Raw genomic sequence first — 16781 nt, forward strand, 5'->3', positions numbered from 1 at the left:
GTTCCGCTATCGTTTTTGTACGAATGTTATACAGATGCAGTGTAACAAAATGAGTATTCATCATTAAGGAATAGATTTTGATATCAAATGATTAATTAATCATCAATTGAGAACCTCATCTGATGGATTTACGACGGATAATCACCTACATTATGTGACATGGATCACATTTTTTTCAAAAGTTTCACAAGGCCACATTGTATGTGTCAGAACTGACGAGTAGAGTTGCGTCGAATTAGGAAAAATCTTAGTTATTTGTAAGAAATGTTTAAAATTGTCAGGTTATCTTCCCTACATGAGGAAGGCTGACAAAAAGGCAAGGACGCATTGCCTAAGTCAACTATGCATTTTGGCCGTTTCTTTTTTTACCGGGTTTTTTCCGGCGACATCACGGGGTGCGGTCACACCGCATAAAATAATGGTTGGTCATTCGGGATGGGAAAAATGCATACATCCGAGTTGCTAAAACATATTTATGACATCAATTTGTCATACTTACTTCTTGCACAGCGTCTTATCAGTCAGGATAAAGCTTCCGCCATGTTCCGTCTCGGCATCAACGAGGAGATGGCAACAACACTGGGTGAGCTTACACTCCCGCAAATGGTCAAGCTAGCAGAAACAAACCAGTTGGTTTGCCAGTTCCGCTTCGACAGTCATCAAACAATTACTCAGTTGACACAAGAGTCTCGTGTTGACGACCTGCAGCAAATTCACACCGGGATCCTGCTCTCGACCCGCCTGCTGAAAGAAGCCAGCCAGTCTGACGAATCAGCACGTAAGAAAAGGGCCTGACGATGAGTGAAAAAAGCATTGTCCAGGAAGCCCGCGATATTCAGTTGGCTATGGAACTGATTACGCTCGGCGCTCGCTTGCAGATGCTGGAAAGTGAAACTCAGCTGAGCCGTGGTCGTCTGATTCGCCTGTACAAAGAGCTTCGTGGTAGCCCGCCGCCGAAAGGTATGCTGCCGTTCTCCACCGACTGGTTCATGACCTGGGAACAAAACATACATTCATCAATGTTTTGTAATGCCTGGCAGTACCTGTTGAAAACCGGGTTGTGCAGCGGTGTTGACGCCGTTATCAAAGCCTATCGCCTATATCTGGAACAGTGCCCGCAAGAGGAACAGGGGCCATTACTGGCTCTGACTCGTGCCTGGACACTGGTGCGTTTTGTTGAGAGCGGCATGTTAGAACTGTCGCATTGCAACTCCTGTGGGGGGAATTTTATCACCCACGCACACCAGCCGGTCGGTAGCTTTGTCTGCAGTCTGTGCCAGCCGCCATCCCGCGCCGTAAAAAGACGTAAACTTTCTGCCAGTCTTGCCGATATTACTCCACAACTGCTGGATGAACAGATAGGTCAGGCTGTTTGACCTTGACGGCGTGGACAACACTCCAGCAGCGGTAAGCAATTACCGCTGCTTTTTTTTGCCCCTCTGTCAGGTTTTCTCTGACGCTGTTCATTCTTGCCTTAGTCAACACTGGAAGGATGATGTCGTGCTTATCTTATTAGGTTACCTGGTTGTTATCGGTACAGTTTTCGGTGGTTATGCCATGACCGGCGGGCACCTTGGGGCACTTTATCAACCAGCGGAGCTCATTATCATCGGCGGTGCGGGGATCGGGGCGTTTATCGTTGGTAACAACGGTAAAGCTATCAAGGGTACCGTGAAGGCGCTGCCGCTGCTGTTTCGCCGTTCAAAGTACACCAAGTCCATGTACATGGATCTGCTGGCGCTGCTCTATCGCCTGATGGCCAAGTCTCGCCAGCAGGGGATGTTCTCGCTGGAGCGGGATATTGAAAACCCGAAAGAGAGCGAGATTTTTGCAAGCTACCCGCGCATTCTCGCCGACAGCATTATGCTCGATTTTATCGTCGACTATCTGCGTCTCATCATCAGCGGCAACATGAACACCTTCGAAATTGAAGCGCTGATGGATGAAGAAATTGAAACCCATGAAAGCGAAGCCGAAGTGCCGGCGAACAGCCTGGCGCTGGTGGGGGACTCTCTCCCGGCGTTTGGTATCGTTGCGGCGGTCATGGGGGTGGTTCATGCGCTGGCGTCTGCCGACCGTCCGGCCGCAGAGCTGGGTTCGCTGATTGCCCATGCGATGGTGGGGACGTTCCTCGGTATTTTGCTGGCGTATGGTTTTATCTCCCCGCTGGCAAGCGTTCTGCGTCAAAAAAGCGCGGAAACCACCAAGATGATGCAGTGCGTCAAAATCACGTTGCTGTCGAATCTTAACGGCTATGCGCCGCCAATTGCCGTCGAGTTTGGGCGTAAAACCCTGTACTCCAGCGAGCGTCCGTCCTTCATCGAACTGGAAGAGCACGTGCGTGCAGTACGTAACCCGACGGCGCAGCAACAGACTACGACCGAGGACGCATGAAAAATCAGGCGCATCCTATCGTCGTTGTTAAACGGCGCAAACACAAAGGGCATGCGAATCATGCCCACGGATCCTGGAAAATTGCTTATGCCGACTTTATGACGGCGATGATGGCGTTCTTCCTCGTGATGTGGCTCATCTCTATTTCAAGCCCGAAAGAGCTGATTCAGATTGCTGAGTATTTTCGTACCCCGCTGGCGACGGCGATCACCGGCGGTCCTCGGGTATCCAATAGTGAAAGCCCGATCCCTGGCGGCGGTGATGACTTCACCCAGCAGCAGGGGGAAGTGAATAAACAGCCGAATATCGATGATCTGAAAAAACGCATGGAGCAGAGCCGCCTGCAGAAAATTCGTGGCGAACTCGATCAATTGATTGAATCCGATCCGAAGCTGAAAGCGCTGCGTCCACACCTGAAGATCGATCTGGTGCAGGAAGGTCTGCGTATTCAGATTATCGATAGCCAGAACCGGCCCATGTTTAAAACCGGCAGCGCAGAAGTTGAGCCCTATATGCGCGATATTCTGCGTGCCATTGCGCCGGTTCTGAACGAAATACCGAACAAAATCAGCCTCTCGGGTCATACCGATGATTTCCCGTACGCCAACGGCGATCGGGGTTACAGCAACTGGGAACTGTCCGCAGAACGTGCCAATGCGTCACGTCGCGAGCTGGTCGCCGGGGGGCTTGATGATGGCAAAGTGCTGCGCGTAGTCGGGATGGCAAACACCATGCGTCTTAGCGATCGCGGCGGCGACGATGCTATCAACCGTCGTATTAGTTTGTTGGTGCTTAACCAGCAGGCCGAACAGGCGATTTTGCATGAAAATGCGGAAAGCCAGAACGAACCTTTAAGCGTATTACAGCAGCCAGCGGCGGTCCCGCCGGCAGCCGGTCCCACATCGCCACAAGCCATTCAGAGGTGATAGCGTGAGCATGGATATCAGCGATTTTTACCAGACGTTTTTTGATGAAGCCGACGAGCTGTTGGCGGATATGGAGCAACACCTGCTGGATCTGGTTCCAGAAGCACCTGACTCGGAGCAGATGAACGCGATTTTCCGCGCGGCACACTCCATTAAAGGAGGGGCTGGCACCTTCGGATTCACCGTCCTGCAGGAGACCACGCACCTGATGGAAAACCTGCTGGATGACGCGCGGCGCGGTGAGATGCAGCTCAACACCGACATTATCAACCTGTTTTTGGAAACGAAAGATATTATGCAGGAACAGCTCGACGCCTATAAAAGCTCCCAGGAGCCGGATGCTGCCAGCTTTGAATACATCTGCAATGCCCTGCGCCAGCTGGCGCTCGAGGCCAAAGGAGAAAGCGCTGCGCCGGCAGTCAGCGGCGCAAAACTGACCGTGGTCGACGCCGATGACGATGCAGCGGTTAATGCGGATGCCGGAGAAGGCAAACTGCGCATTATCCTGTCACGCCTGAAGCCCGGCGAGCCGGATATGCTACAGGAAGAACTCAGTAACCTTGCGCAGCTGAGCCAGGTGGAAAAAACCGACGATACGCTGGCGGCAACGCTCGACGGCAGCGTCGACCAGGACGATATCGTCGCGGTGCTGTGCTTTGTTATTGAAGCCGATCAGATTGCTTTCGAAACCGCCTCGACGGCCGTTGCCGTTGTTGACGAGCCGGTTGAAGAGAAGACCGCCGAAACCGCGGTTGTGGTTGCGGAGCCTGCGGCTACTGCCCCGACGCTGAAGCCTGCGGCAAAAGATCAGGCGCCAGCAGCACGTGAAAAACCGGCGGCCCGCGCCAGTGAATCCACCAGTATCCGCGTGGCGGTAGAAAAAGTGGACCAGCTGATCAACCTCGTCGGCGAACTGGTTATTACCCAGTCGATGCTGGCCCAGCGTTCAAACGAGCTGGATCCGGTACAACACGGCGACCTCATCACCAGCATGGGCCAGCTGCAACGTAACGCCCGGGATCTGCAGGAATCGGTGATGTCGATTCGTATGATGCCGATGGAATATGTCTTCAGCCGCTTCCCGCGCCTGGTGCGAGACCTGGCCAGCAAGCTGGGTAAACAGGTAGAACTCACCCAGATGGGCAGCTCGACGGAACTTGATAAGAGCCTTATCGAACGCATTATCGATCCGTTAACGCACCTGGTACGTAACAGTCTTGACCACGGCATCGAACTGCCGGAGGCGCGCATGGCTGCCGGGAAATCCGCGGTGGGCAATCTGGTGCTGTCGGCGGAACACCAGGGCGGCAACATCTGTATTGAAGTGACCGACGATGGCGCGGGCCTCAACCGCGAACGTATTCTGGCGAAAGCGATTTCTCAGGGCATGGCGGTCAACGAAAACATGACCGATGACGAGGTCGGGATGCTGATTTTCGCCCCGGGCTTCTCCACCGCCGAGCAGGTGACCGACGTTTCTGGCCGCGGCGTTGGTATGGACGTGGTGAAACGAAACATCCAGGAGATGGGCGGACACGTCGAAATTCAGTCAAGACAGGGGCAGGGAACGACGATTCGCATTCTGCTGCCGCTGACGCTGGCTATTCTCGACGGTATGTCGGTGAAGGTCAGCGGCGAAGTCTTTATTCTGCCGCTCAATGCGGTAATGGAATCTCTGCAGCCGCGTGAAGAAGATCTTCATCCGCTGGCCGGCGGCGAGCGCGTGCTGGAAGTGCGCGGTGAATATCTGCCGCTGGTGGAACTGTGGAAAGTATTCGACGTCGACGGCGCCAATACTGAACCGACGCAGGGGATTGTGGTTATCCTGCAAAGCGCCGGTCGTCGCTACGCGCTGCTGGTGGATCAGCTGATTGGTCAGCACCAGGTGGTAGTGAAAAACCTCGAAAGTAACTACCGCAAAGTGCCGGGTATCTCCGCGGCGACCATCCTGGGTGACGGTAGCGTTGCGCTTATCGTCGATGTCTCCGCGCTGCAGAGCATTAATCGTGAACAACGTGTGGCGTACACAGCCGCCTGAATGAGTTAGAAGGTAATAACATGACCGGTATGAGCACTGTAACAAAACTGGCAGGCGAGCCATCGGGCCAGGAGTTTTTGGTCTTCACGCTTGGCGATGAAGAGTACGGTATCGATATCCTGAAAGTGCAGGAAATTCGTGGCTACGATCAGGTAACGCGTATTGCCAATACCCCGAGCTTTATCAAAGGGGTCACCAACCTGCGCGGCGTTATCGTGCCAATCGTCGACCTGCGCGTGAAGTTCTGCCAGGAAGAGGTGGATTACGATGAGAACACGGTCGTTATCGTGTTAAATCTGAGCCAGCGCGTGGTGGGTATCGTGGTTGACGGCGTTTCTGACGTGCTGTCGCTCGCCGCCGACCAGATCCGTCCGGCGCCGGAGTTTGCCGTCACCCTTTCCACCGAGTACCTGACCGGCCTCGGAGCGCTCGGTGAACGTATGCTGATTCTGGTTAACATCGAGAAGCTGTTGAACAGTGACGAGATGGCCCTGATTGACGCTGCGGCCCACGTTGCCTGACCCAACGCCCCGCTTCGGCGGGGCTTTTTGTCTCTGCCTCAATGTACCAAAGTGCAATTTTCCTTGCTCCCGCCTTTAAAGTTCTTTCCCGGTATGCCGATAACACCGTTAATAAATAATAGAAAAGGTGTTGTATGTTGAACCGTATCCGAGTTGTCACATTGTTGATGTTGGTGCTGGTTGTCTTCGCACTCCTTCAACTGCTATCTGGTGGTTTTTTATTTTCTTCCCTACAACAAAACCAGCAAAGCTTTGTGCTTTCTAACGAACTGCGCACCCAGCAAACTGAATTAAGTAAAACCTGGGAGCTGATGCTGCAAACCCGAATTAACCTGAGCCGCTCGTCCGCCCGCATGATGATGGATGCTGCGAATCAGCAGAGCAGCGCTAAAACAGAACTGCTGAAAAACGCCCGACTGACGCTTGCCGAAGCCGAAAAACATTACGATGCGTTCAGCAAAGCGGCGCAGCCGGAATCGATGAATGAAGTCACCCAGGTAGTGAATTCGCGTTATCAGCAATACCACGCGGCGTTGAGCGAACTGATTGCCTTCCTCGACGGCGGCAACATGGATGCCTATTTTGCCCAACCGACGCAGGGAAGGCAGAACGCACTGGGTGAAGCGATGACCCAATTCGCAGCCCGCAGCGAAGCGCTGTATCAGCAAAACTATACTGCCAGCGGCCAGGACTACCGCTTTGCTCAATGGCAACTGGCGATTCTTGCCGTGGTGCTGGTGGTGGTGCTGATCGCCGTATGGGCCGGAGTACGGCATATCCTGCTGAATCCGCTTGCGAAAGTGATGCATCAGCTGCGCCAGATCGCCAGCGGTGATCTGACCACCTCGCTGTCGCTACCGGGACGCAACGAAATTGCTGAACTGGCGGGCACCGTCAACCATATGCAGCATTCGCTTATCGATACCGTGACCCGGGTGCGTGGAGGTACCGACGCTATTTATACCGGGACCAGCGAAATTGCGCTCGGTAACACCGACCTCTCTTCCCGCACCGAACAGCAGGCGTCGGCGCTCGAGGAGACTGCCGCCAGCATGGAGCAGCTTACCGCCACCGTGAAGCAGAACGCCGATAACGCGCGTCAGGCGTCGCAGTTGGCGAAGAGCGCCTCGGAAACCGCCGATCGCGGTGGCCGGGTGGTCGATGGCGTGGTGAAAACTATGCACGAGATTGCCGGTAGTTCACAGAAAATCGCCGACATTATCAGCGTTATCGACGGTATTGCATTCCAGACCAACATCCTGGCGCTGAACGCCGCCGTTGAAGCCGCCCGCGCCGGCGAGCAGGGGCGTGGTTTTGCGGTCGTTGCCGGGGAAGTCCGTAATCTGGCGAGCCGTAGCGCCCAGGCGGCCAAAGAGATCAAAACCCTGATTGAGGATTCAGTGTCGCGTGTCGATACCGGCTCGACGCTGGTAGAAAGCGCCGGGGAAACCATGCGCGAGATCGTGAATGCGGTAACGCGCGTGACCGACATTATGGGCGAGATTTCGTCCGCCTCTGATGAGCAGAGTCGCGGTATCGATCAGGTCGCGCTGGCGGTGTCGGAAATGGATCGCGTCACCCAGCAGAACGCCGCGCTGGTGCAGGAATCTGCCGCCGCTGCGGCAGCGCTGGAGGAGCAGGCGAGCCGTCTCACTCAGGCCGTGGCCGCTTTCCAGCTGAATCATGCGAAAAGCAAAAAAAATAGTACTTATAAGGTGCAGCAACCGGAAGCCGCGCCGATAACGTTACGTTCGCCTGGTGCTACATCGGGCAGCGACGCTAATTGGGAAACATTTTAATAATTTTGGCATTGTGCCGTGAACCGGGGAATGGGGATGTTTAATCGAATTCGAATCTCGACCACATTATTTGTGATTTTGATTATCTGCGGTCTGTTGCAGGTGGGTAGCAACGGGCTGTCGTTCTGGGCATTCCGCGATGGGTTCCATAGTCTGCAGCAGGTTGAGCACAGTAACGAACAGCGCACACAGCTGGCTCAGATGCGCTCGGTACTGCTGCAGGCAAGCGTGGCGCTGAATAAGGCGGGCACGCTGACGGCACTGAGTTACCCGGCTGATGACGTTAAGTCATTGATTGCTAATGCGCGCGCTGCGCTGCATGAATCAGAAAGTCTGCTGAAGACGTTTGTCGCGGTTCCGGCGATGAATCCGGAAGGCCAGCGCCTGATGGACGAGACGCAAAAAACCTACAGCGCCTGGCACGATGATCTGACGCACCAGCTGACCTGGCTTGAGAATAATCAGCTGTCGGACTTTATGTCGGCGCCGGTGGAGAAATCGCAACAGCAGTTTGATGACAACTTCAGCGCCTGGCAGCAGCACATTAATCTGTTCGTCGATAACGCCGGACGGGAAGGGCAGAGCAACTACCATCGCTCGGCGGTCATATTTGTCACTGTACTCATCCTCGCGGCGCTTATCACCAGTGCATCGCTGTGGTGGTCACGCAAAATGATCGTTCAGCCACTGGCTATCGTCAGCAGCCACTTTGCAAGCATTGCTCAGGGGAATCTGGCGCGTCCGATAGCGGTTTTCGGACGTAATGAAATCTCTGCCATCTTTGCCGGGCTGAAGGCGATGCAGACCGCGCTGCGCGATACGGTAAGCCAGGTGCGTACCGGCAGCTACGCGATGCATACCGGGATTTCGGAGATTGTGGCCGGTAACAACGACCTTTCTTCACGTACCGAGCAGCAGGCGTCGTCGCTTGCGGAAACGGCCGCCAGTATGGAACAGCTTACCGCAACCGTTGGACAGAACGCCGATAACGCGCGTCAGGCATCAAAACTTGCCAGCAACGCCGCCGAAACCGCCCGCCGTGGTGGCGACCAGGCGTCGCACGTGGCGGAGACGATGCAGGGGATCGCGACCAGCTCGCAGAAGATTGGCGACATTATCAGCGTGATAGACGGCATCGCTTTCCAGACCAACATTCTGGCACTGAACGCGGCGGTAGAAGCGGCGCGTGCTGGTGAACAGGGTCGCGGTTTCGCGGTTGTCGCCGGAGAAGTTCGAAACCTGGCAAGCCGCAGTGCCCAGGCGGCCAAAGAGATCAAAACCCTGATTGAAGAATCCGTGGCCCGCGTGCAGGAAGGCTCCGCCCGCGTCGACATGGCGGCGAACACCATGCAGGACATCGTGCAGTCGGTGACCCAGGTGAACGACATCATGGGCGAAATTGCCTCAGCTTCTGACGAACAGCGTCGCGGTATTGAGCAGGTGGCGCTGGCGGTAAGCCAGATGGATCAGGTAACCCAACAAAACGCCTCGCTGGTGGAAGAAGGGGCTGCGGCCACCGACCAGCTGGCAGGTCAGGCCGACAGGCTGACCGCACTGGTGTCGGTCTTCGAAATTGAAGAAAAAAATGTGACTCAGCATGACGTAACGGCTGGGCCTGTACCTGTTGTTTCCTGAGTGGAATTAAGAAGGCGCTATGACATCATCTCTGCCCACAGGGCAATCGTCGTTACTTATGCAGATGACGCAGCGCCTGGCGCTGTCCGACGCGCAGTTTCGTCGGATATGCCAACTGATTTACCAGCGCGCGGGCATCGTGCTGGCCGATCATAAGCGCGATATGGTTTACAACCGCCTGGTGCGTCGCTTGCGGACGCTGGGGCTGGAGGATTTTGGTCACTATCTGGGCATGCTGGAATCGAATCAGGACAATGCGGAGTGGCAGGCGTTTATTAACTCCCTGACCACCAACCTGACGTCCTTTTTCCGTGAAGCCCACCACTTCCCGGTGCTGGCGGAGCACGCCCGTCGTCATCGTGGCGGTGAGTTCCGGGTGTGGAGCGCGGCGGCCTCGACCGGCGAAGAACCGTATTCGATTGCCCTGACGCTTGCCGACACGCTGGGTACGGCGCCGGGACGCTGGAAGGTCTTCGCGAGCGATATCGACACCGAGGTGCTGCAGAAAGCGCAAAGTGGCATCTACCGCCAGGAAGAGCTGAAAACGCTGTCGCAGCAGCAGCTTCAGCACTATTTCATGCGTGGGACCGGCCCGCACAGCGGGCTGGTGCGCGTTCGACAGGAGCTCGCCAATTACGTTGAGTTCTCTTCGTTAAACCTGCTTGACCGTCACTACAACGTGCCGGGGCCGTTTGACGCCATCTTCTGCCGTAACGTAATGATTTATTTTGATAAAACGACTCAGCAAGAGATTCTGCGCCGTTTTGTTCCTCTGCTGAAGCCGGACGGTTTGCTGTTTGCCGGCCACTCAGAGAATTTCAGCAATCTCGTGCGTGAGTTTAGCCTGCGTGGCCAGACGGTTTATGCGCTGAGTAAGGAAAGAGCATGAGTAAAATCAGGGTGTTGTCTGTTGATGACTCAGCGCTGATGCGCCAGATCATGACGGAAATTATCAATAGTCATAGTGACATGGAGATGGTTGCGACAGCGCCGGACCCTCTGGTCGCCCGGGATCTTATCAAAAAATACAATCCGGACGTGCTGACGCTGGACGTTGAAATGCCGCGAATGGACGGTCTGGACTTTCTCGAAAAATTGATGCGTTTGCGCCCGATGCCGGTGGTGATGGTTTCCTCGCTCACCGGGAAAGGCTCCGAAGTGACGCTGCGCGCGCTGGAACTGGGGGCGGTGGACTTCGTGACCAAACCTCAGTTGGGGATCCGTGAAGGCATGCTCGCCTACAGCGAAATGATCGCCGAGAAGGTACGCGCAGCCTCAAGAGCGCGGGTGAATGCGCATAAACCGGCAGTAGCGCCAACTACGCTGAAGGCGGGGCCGCTGCTGAGTTCGGAGAAGCTGATTGCGATTGGCGCCTCCACCGGAGGGACCGAAGCCATTCGCCATGTGCTGCAGCCAATGCCGCTCACCAGCCCGGCGATCCTTATTACCCAGCATATGCCGCCGGGCTTCACCCGTTCTTTTGCCGAGCGTCTGAACAAGCTGTGTCAGATTACGGTGAAAGAGGCGGAAGACGGCGAGCGTGTGCTGCCGGGCCACGCCTACATTGCGCCAGGCGACAAGCATATGGAGCTGTCGCGCAGCGGGGCGAACTATCAAATCAAAATTCACGACGGGCCGCCGGTAAACCGGCATCGCCCGGCGGTTGATGTGCTGTTTCATTCGGTCGCTAAGTTTGCGGGGCGCAACGCGGTGGGGGTCATTCTCACCGGGATGGGCAACGACGGTGCGGCCGGGATGCTGGCAATGCACCAGGCGGGAGCCTGGACGATTGCGCAGAATGAAGCAAGTTGTGTGGTGTTCGGCATGCCGCGTGAGGCCATCAATATGGGTGGCGTCAGCGAAGTGGTCGATCTTAGCCAGGTAAGCCAGCAGATGCTGGCGAAAATCAGTGCCGGACAGGCAATACGTATTTAAGAGGAGTGGAGTTTTATGGCGGATAAAGAGCTTAGATTTCTGGTTGTGGATGACTTTTCCACCATGCGTCGCATCGTGCGTAACCTGCTAAAAGAGCTGGGATTTAACAACGTTGAAGAAGCAGAAGACGGCGTTGACGCGCTGAACAAACTTCAGGCGGGTGGATTTGGTTTTGTTATCTCTGACTGGAACATGCCGAACATGGACGGCCTTGAGCTGCTGAAAACTATTCGTGCCGACGGCGGAATGGCCTCTATGCCGGTACTGATGGTGACCGCAGAAGCCAAGAAGGAAAATATCATTGCTGCAGCGCAGGCCGGCGCCAGCGGCTATGTCGTTAAACCGTTTACCGCAGCAACTCTCGAAGAGAAACTGAACAAGATCTTCGAGAAACTCGGCATGTGAGGGCAGGACGATGATGCAACCCATGATTAAACCTGGAGATGAACATTCCGCTGCGGATATCATCGTCCGCATTGGTAGCCTGACCCGTATGCTGCGTGACAGTCTGCGCGAGCTGGGGCTGGATCAGGCGATTGCAGAAGCGGCAGAAGCGATCCCGGATGCCCGTGACCGCCTGGACTATGTGGTGCAGATGACCGCACAGGCCGCCGAGCGTGCGCTGAACTGTGTGGAGCTGTCGCAGCCGCACCAGAACCAGATGGAGAAGCAGGCGAAAGCGCTGTCTGGCCGTTGGGACGAGTGGTTCGAAAACCCGATTGAGCTTGCCGACGCGCGTGATCTGGTGACGGATACCCGCAGCTATCTGGCAGAAGTGCCGCAGCACACCAGCTTCACCAACGCCCAGCTGCTGGAGATCATGATGGCGCAGGATTTCCAGGACCTTACCGGTCAGGTTATCAAGCGCATGATGGACGTTATCCAGGAGATTGAACGTCAGCTGCTGATGGTGCTGCTGGAGAATATGCCGGAACAGCCAGCAAAGTCGAAGCGTGAAAATGACAGCCTGTTGAATGGTCCGCAGATGGATGCCACCAAAGCTGGCGTGGTCGCAAGCCAGGACCAGGTTGACGACCTGCTCGACAGCCTCGGATTCTGATCCTTCTTAATGGCCCTGACGGGCCATTTTTTTATCGCAGATCCATCTTCAGCGTCACATTACCTTCAAACTTACCCGGCTCGGGGCGCTTTTCCGTCGTCGCGACCGGTGCTGCCTGCAGATGCAGTGCGCCATTCCCCTGGTCATCAACGCCGATGGGTAGCGAGACCTGTCCATCAAGACTGATATTACTGCTGTTGGCATCATACATTCGGACACCAACGTCATCACGGTTAAGCATTTTCGCAATATAGCCGCTACCGCTGTCGGCAACGCCCTGGTCGGCCGTTAGCGTCATTTTGATTTTATCGCTATTACCGATGGCCGGGTTGTCGCAGTGCCAGGTGATGTCGACATCCTTTAACGTATAGCCAGCTGGCGGCTGGCCCTGAGCGATAAACTGGCTGCTGACAATATTGCCAAGTTCAACCTCAATGGTGCTGCCGGCGTTGATGGTGCAGCTGAGCGGGACCGTGATAGTGCCGGTGAGCCAGATATTTGAAACCAGCGTCGCATCGGCGGTGGTACAGCTACTGCCGTCTAAGGCAAGGCAGCTATAGTTTTGCGCCACTATCATTGGTGGAATGGTTTCAACGCCCAGCAGCGGTTTTTTAATATAAAACGTGGCGCGAATGACGTTCCAGTTAAACCTCCGTTTACTGGTTTGCTTACTGTCCGGGCGGGTAGCATCGCTACAGACGCTGGCGCTGCCTTCGGTGGTGTTTAGCTTCGACTCCGGTACTTTACTCATCGAGGTGAGATCCGTCGGATAAGCGTTAATATTCAGTGAGAAGAGATTATTACCATCCGGTGCATCCGCGCTGTCGCTGTAGCCGGTGATATCGATATCGAGCTTATCCGTTAGCTGACCATATCCGGCGACACCGGTGGCCAAAGGACTACCCGCCCAGGTCGTTTCAAAGACAGTGTCGCTGGCTTTCATTTCGGAAGGGCAGCTGCAGTTAGCCTCAATAAAGGCGGGTCCACTGCCGAGCAGATGATTGTTATCACCATAGGTTTTTCCGGCCACGTCGTCGCTGGCCGTCCAGTCAGCGGCATAATTTACCGTGTAGTCCGCAGGGCCGGAAAAGCAGCCACTCAGGGCGCTGGCTTGCGTCGCGCCCGCTACTAGTAGAAGCAGGACACCCGACAGGGGTCGATAGATATTACTGATCATTGATTTTCTCCGGGAAACACACGGCGTGAAGAAGATGGATACCCGCAGGGTTAGGCGTTTCCCGTGAGTCATCCTTTAACGTCAGGGAAGCGTGACACTGTTGATTCTGATGAGTGCCCCATTTAACGCTTAGGGCGGCCTTCTCCCCAAGTCCTGCCAGGTACAGGGTACCGGTATCGTCAACAATGCCGCTCAGGCTGCTGTTGTCGATGGTGGCAAAAGCGCCAAAGGGTACAGGACTACCATTCGCAAGATGCAGGCTAATTAGTGTCCGATAGCCCACGTGGGCATTGATAGTGGCGCTGACCGCAGCATCGTGAGAGGGAATGACCACGATGGTGGTTTCATCGGTATCAACGTCCTGGGGCAGCGAGGTGGTATCGACGCGTACGCTGTTTTCCTGATACGCGGTCAGCGATGGGATAATAGCGTTGCCGGCATAGTCGGTACGAATGCCGCGCTGGTTCTGGAAACGGATACCTTCAGCCCCTTCCGCGTGGACAACGGCAAACTGATCACCGAGCGGTTGTGACAGTGTCACACCATGCGGGTGAGCCACGATAGCCCCGCTGGCGCCGTAGCTGTACTGCTGTGAATTGTCCGTGGCGTAGTAATAGCCTGCGTTCAGATTGGCGTACTGTGAGCGGTAGCTGCCGTAGACGCTGCTGCTATCCGCGCCACCGTGGTTGCTTCTGCTTTGCTGCAACGAATAACTGAGTCTGTCGTCATCAAGTAACGTGCCGTTTAGCGCCAGGTTCTGGTTAGTGCTGCCACCTTTGGTGTTGCTGATGTTGTAGCTTGCCCAGCTTTTCGGTAGCCAGTGGCTGAGCGGGATGCTGATGCCAACGGAAAGCATCTGATCGCTGCCGTCATCGCTGTTTTTGCTGTAGGTATACGCAAGGTGAGTGCCAATGCCATCAAAAGTGCGGCTGATCCCGGCCGACAGGCTACGTTCGGTACGTGAGGTCTGCCAGTAGTTTTGCTGGTAGCCGTTGAGGTAGATGCTGCTGCCGGCAATCACCTGGCTCAGGCTGAGCTGAATGCGGTTGCGCTTGTTGTACTGAAATTGCCATTCGTCGTCTTCGTTCTGGTGCCCGCGCAGGGTGGCGTCGGCAAAGCTGTAATACCCTTGCGTCGAATAACGGTAGCTGGCAAGCGTAAAGCTGGTATTGGTCGGTTCAATTTTCCCGGAGTAAAGCACGCGCCAGGACTGACCGCGCCTGGTATCCAGCGATTCAGGTGAACTTTGCGCCCAGGTGACGTCGGTGGAAAGCGCACCGAACTGACCCAGCATCATACCTACGCCGGTATTCAGCGCGAGATAATGTTCAGCAACGGTACTGCCGCCAAAAAGCGTCAGTGCGTTATTGAGGCCATAAATAGCGCTACCCTGAGTAAACAGCGGATCGTCAGCGCTTTGTCCGCTGTCCGGCCGATAGCGACCGGCAGTGACCTCGAAACGCAGATGCTGCGGGCGCTGCATCACGGCGACGCTTGAATAGGGCTGGATAAACTGGTGTTCGCTGCCGTCGGCTTCTTTTACGGTCACTTCCAGATCGCCGCTGTTGGTGGTGGCGTAGAGGTCGTTGATTTCAAACGCACCTGGGGCAACGTTAGCCTGATAAATGACGTAGCCGTTCTGGCGGACGGAGACTTCCGCATTGCTGCTGGCAATGCCGCGGATCACGGGGGCAAACCCGCGCTGGCTCCAGGGCAGCATTTCATCATCAGATGCGAGATTGACCCCTTTGTAGCGGATACTGTCGAAGACGTCGCCGCGGGTGCTGCTTTCCCCGGCGGTAAACTGTGCCTTGAGCGTATCGATATCGTGCTGCAGCCAGGTGTTGATGTTCTGCCATGACGAGCCGCTGTCGGTGTGATTCCAGGTGGCGTAATGGCGCAGCCGCCATCCGCCAAGATTGACGCCGTTGCGCAGGCTCAGGTACTGGTTGCTGGTGGAGTCTCCGCCGCCACGCTGCTGCATCCCTGAAAGGGAGTAGTCGCTGAACAGTACCGGTACGCCGTCATCCCAGCGCGAAGGGTCTATCTCTCCCCGGTTTTGCGTACCGAGCGCGGCCTGCGGAATACTCAGGTTCAGCGCCATCTGGTTGAAGTCAAAGCTCGCCACCGCGGCGGGAATATAGTCACCAATGGCGCTTTTTAATGGACCGTTTTCTGCAAGTTCACTAAAGGCAGGGTAGCGGTCAATGCGAATATTCCAGCCGCGCAGTATGGCAGGGGTCAGCTGCGGCTGCAGTGAGCCATCAGCGCCATTGATATAGCTGAGTGTGACGTCGGTGACTTTACGATGGTTAATGAACACCGAAGTGGGGTAATTGCCAGGTAGCTGCGCATTAGGGTTCGAAAACAGCGACAGGTTGATATCCTGAGATGAGAGCTGGTCGCCTTCCAGCGCCGAAGGCGGGAAAACATAATCCCGGGCAGTAGCTGTCATCGGCGCCATGAAAAAGATGGCGCTCAGGGCGTGAACGGCAGAGCGAGCAGGGCGCAGTCGATGCTGCTTTGATTTCCCCATCAGCCACGCTCCACTGGAGCGCTATAGCGGGTGGAGGCGTTCCCATAATCGGTAATGCAGTGCCAGACCACCTGGCTGTTGCCCGCGGCCATCGGGAGCGGATGAGAGACCTGCCCCAGAGGTGGAACCATCTCAATATCATCCAGCGCGGTGCTGCCGACCTTGAGCGAATCAAAAATAATGAAATAGCGGCTGTTATTCAGCACGCTGAAGGTGCCTGCATCGCTTTTAAAGTGCAGATTTTTGCACCCTTCGCCAGGCGTTCCGTCCAGCCCCTGTGGGCGCCAGAAGAGCTTCATCCGCATTTTGTAGATAAGGTGCAACACGTTTTTATCCTCTTCATCTTTACCGACGGCGGGGATACTGTGTACGTTGAGATAGAACAGCGACTCTCGGTCTGCAGGCAGCGGTGTACCGTTCCAGGCGATGCGCAGGCTCTGCTCTTTTTGTGGATCTAACCGGAATAACGGCGGGGTGATGATAAAAGGACCGCGGGTTTTTCCATCTCCCGTATCTACCCACGACTGAATTAACCACGGAGACTGGCTGTCTTTATTCGTCAGCGGAAGTGCGACTTCCTTTTTATTTGCTTCATAAATAACACGAGTCCTACCGATCTGTATTCCTGATGAATAACAGTACTGGCTAAATAAAACAGTGACTATCATTAGTAGTATGCGGTTGCACATTTTTAAAACTCGCGCAGTGGTAGATGAAAAAACAAAACCAGCGCAGGCTGGTTTTGTATAACAGTGATGAA

15 protein-coding genes are annotated in these 16781 nt (G+C 55.3%); 12 read left to right on the forward strand and 3 right to left on the reverse strand.

Annotated features, from left to right (window positions below; genetic code table 11):
• The first annotated feature begins 444 nt into the window (after positions 1-444).
• The 12 genes from flhD to cheZ all read left to right on the forward strand — a co-directional run bounded on the left by flhD (position 445) and on the right by cheZ (position 12308).
• Entirely contained in the window at positions 445-795 is a 351-nt protein-coding gene (gene flhD / locus GYRE_RS16775) for a flagellar transcriptional regulator FlhD (protein ID WP_038256816.1), read from the forward strand.
• A gap of 2 nt (positions 796-797) precedes the next feature.
• Entirely contained in the window at positions 798-1376 is a 579-nt protein-coding gene (flhC, locus tag GYRE_RS16780) for a flagellar transcriptional regulator FlhC (RefSeq protein ID WP_006820451.1), read from the forward strand.
• Between the two features lie 124 nt (positions 1377-1500).
• Complete coding sequence (motA, locus tag GYRE_RS16785) at positions 1501-2394, forward strand: flagellar motor stator protein MotA (RefSeq protein ID WP_006820450.1); 894 nt, start codon at positions 1501-1503, stop codon at positions 2392-2394.
• Entirely contained in the window at positions 2391-3320 is a 930-nt protein-coding gene (motB, locus tag GYRE_RS16790) for a flagellar motor protein MotB (RefSeq protein ID WP_006820449.1), read from the forward strand. Before motA ends, motB begins: the two co-directional genes overlap by 4 nt.
• A 4-nt stretch (positions 3321-3324) precedes the next feature.
• The gene (gene cheA, locus GYRE_RS16795; RefSeq protein WP_038256819.1) at positions 3325-5358 is read left to right on the forward strand and encodes a chemotaxis protein CheA; all 2034 of its coding nucleotides are present in this window, start codon (positions 3325-3327) and stop codon (positions 5356-5358) included.
• A gap of 20 nt (positions 5359-5378) precedes the next feature.
• Positions 5379-5879, forward strand: a complete 501-nt coding sequence (cheW, locus tag GYRE_RS16800; protein ID WP_006820447.1) for a chemotaxis protein CheW — start codon at positions 5379-5381, stop codon at positions 5877-5879.
• Between the two features lie 134 nt (positions 5880-6013).
• A complete protein-coding gene (gene tar / locus GYRE_RS16805) occupies positions 6014-7678 on the forward strand; it encodes a methyl-accepting chemotaxis protein II (RefSeq protein WP_038256821.1) in 1665 nt (554 codons plus the stop codon).
• 36 nt (positions 7679-7714) lie between these two features.
• Positions 7715-9313, forward strand: coding sequence for a methyl-accepting chemotaxis protein IV (gene tap, locus GYRE_RS16810; RefSeq protein ID WP_038256823.1), 1599 nt, complete (start codon positions 7715-7717; stop codon positions 9311-9313).
• Positions 9314-9332: 19 nt separating this feature from the next.
• Positions 9333-10202, forward strand: coding sequence for a protein-glutamate O-methyltransferase CheR (gene cheR, locus GYRE_RS16815; RefSeq protein WP_038256825.1), 870 nt, complete (start codon positions 9333-9335; stop codon positions 10200-10202).
• Entirely contained in the window at positions 10199-11248 is a 1050-nt protein-coding gene (locus GYRE_RS16820; protein WP_006820443.1) for a protein-glutamate methylesterase/protein-glutamine glutaminase, read from the forward strand. The genes cheR and GYRE_RS16820 overlap by 4 nt, the downstream gene beginning before the upstream one ends.
• A 15-nt stretch (positions 11249-11263) precedes the next feature.
• Positions 11264-11653, forward strand: coding sequence for a chemotaxis response regulator CheY (gene cheY / locus GYRE_RS16825; RefSeq protein ID WP_006820442.1), 390 nt, complete (start codon positions 11264-11266; stop codon positions 11651-11653).
• 10 nt (positions 11654-11663) lie between these two features.
• Entirely contained in the window at positions 11664-12308 is a 645-nt protein-coding gene (cheZ, locus tag GYRE_RS16830) for a protein phosphatase CheZ (protein ID WP_006820441.1), read from the forward strand.
• 31 nt (positions 12309-12339) lie between these two features.
• On the opposite strand, the gene GYRE_RS16835 is transcribed toward cheZ, so the two are convergent.
• The 3 genes from GYRE_RS16835 to GYRE_RS16845 are packed head-to-tail and all read right to left on the reverse strand — an operon-like array spanning position 12340 to position 16689.
• Positions 12340-13485 (reverse strand): fimbrial protein, encoded by a 1146-nt coding sequence (locus tag GYRE_RS16835; RefSeq protein WP_038256828.1) that lies wholly within the window; start codon positions 13483-13485, stop codon positions 12340-12342.
• Positions 13475-16021, reverse strand: coding sequence for a fimbria/pilus outer membrane usher protein (locus GYRE_RS16840; protein WP_051860974.1), 2547 nt, complete (start codon positions 16019-16021; stop codon positions 13475-13477). Before GYRE_RS16840 ends, GYRE_RS16835 begins: the two co-directional genes overlap by 11 nt.
• Positions 16021-16689 carry a fimbrial biogenesis chaperone gene (locus GYRE_RS16845; protein WP_051860975.1) on the reverse strand — a complete coding sequence of 223 codons (669 nt, stop codon included), beginning with the start codon at positions 16687-16689 and terminating at the stop codon, positions 16021-16023. Before GYRE_RS16845 ends, GYRE_RS16840 begins: the two co-directional genes overlap by 1 nt.
• Positions 16690-16781 lie beyond the last annotated feature (92 nt).

The organism is Yokenella regensburgei ATCC 49455 (genome assembly GCF_000735455.1).
In the GTDB taxonomy this organism is placed as follows: domain Bacteria; phylum Pseudomonadota; class Gammaproteobacteria; order Enterobacterales; family Enterobacteriaceae; genus Yokenella; species Yokenella regensburgei.

Bases quoted from the DNA above. Each gene is read 5' to 3' on its own strand.
- flhD (WP_038256816.1), top strand. From the start codon at position 445: ATGCATACATCCGAGTTGCTAAAACATATTTATGACATCAATTTGTCA.
- flhC (WP_006820451.1), top strand. From the start codon at position 798: ATGAGTGAAAAAAGCATTGTCCAGGAAGCCCGCGATATTCAGTTGGCT.
- motB (WP_006820449.1), top strand. From the start codon at position 2,391: ATGAAAAATCAGGCGCATCCTATCGTCGTTGTTAAACGGCGCAAACAC.
- cheW (WP_006820447.1), top strand. From the start codon at position 5,379: ATGACCGGTATGAGCACTGTAACAAAACTGGCAGGCGAGCCATCGGGC.
- tar (WP_038256821.1), top strand. From the start codon at position 6,014: ATGTTGAACCGTATCCGAGTTGTCACATTGTTGATGTTGGTGCTGGTT.
- tap (WP_038256823.1), top strand. From the start codon at position 7,715: ATGTTTAATCGAATTCGAATCTCGACCACATTATTTGTGATTTTGATT.
- cheR (WP_038256825.1), top strand. From the start codon at position 9,333: ATGACATCATCTCTGCCCACAGGGCAATCGTCGTTACTTATGCAGATG.
- GYRE_RS16820 (WP_006820443.1), top strand. From the start codon at position 10,199: ATGAGTAAAATCAGGGTGTTGTCTGTTGATGACTCAGCGCTGATGCGC.
- cheY (WP_006820442.1), top strand. From the start codon at position 11,264: ATGGCGGATAAAGAGCTTAGATTTCTGGTTGTGGATGACTTTTCCACC.
- cheZ (WP_006820441.1), top strand. From the start codon at position 11,664: ATGATGCAACCCATGATTAAACCTGGAGATGAACATTCCGCTGCGGAT.
- GYRE_RS16835 (WP_038256828.1), bottom strand. From the start codon at position 13,485: ATGATCAGTAATATCTATCGACCCCTGTCGGGTGTCCTGCTTCTACTA.
- GYRE_RS16840 (WP_051860974.1), bottom strand. From the start codon at position 16,021: ATGGGGAAATCAAAGCAGCATCGACTGCGCCCTGCTCGCTCTGCCGTT.
- GYRE_RS16845 (WP_051860975.1), bottom strand. From the start codon at position 16,689: ATGATAGTCACTGTTTTATTTAGCCAGTACTGTTATTCATCAGGAATA.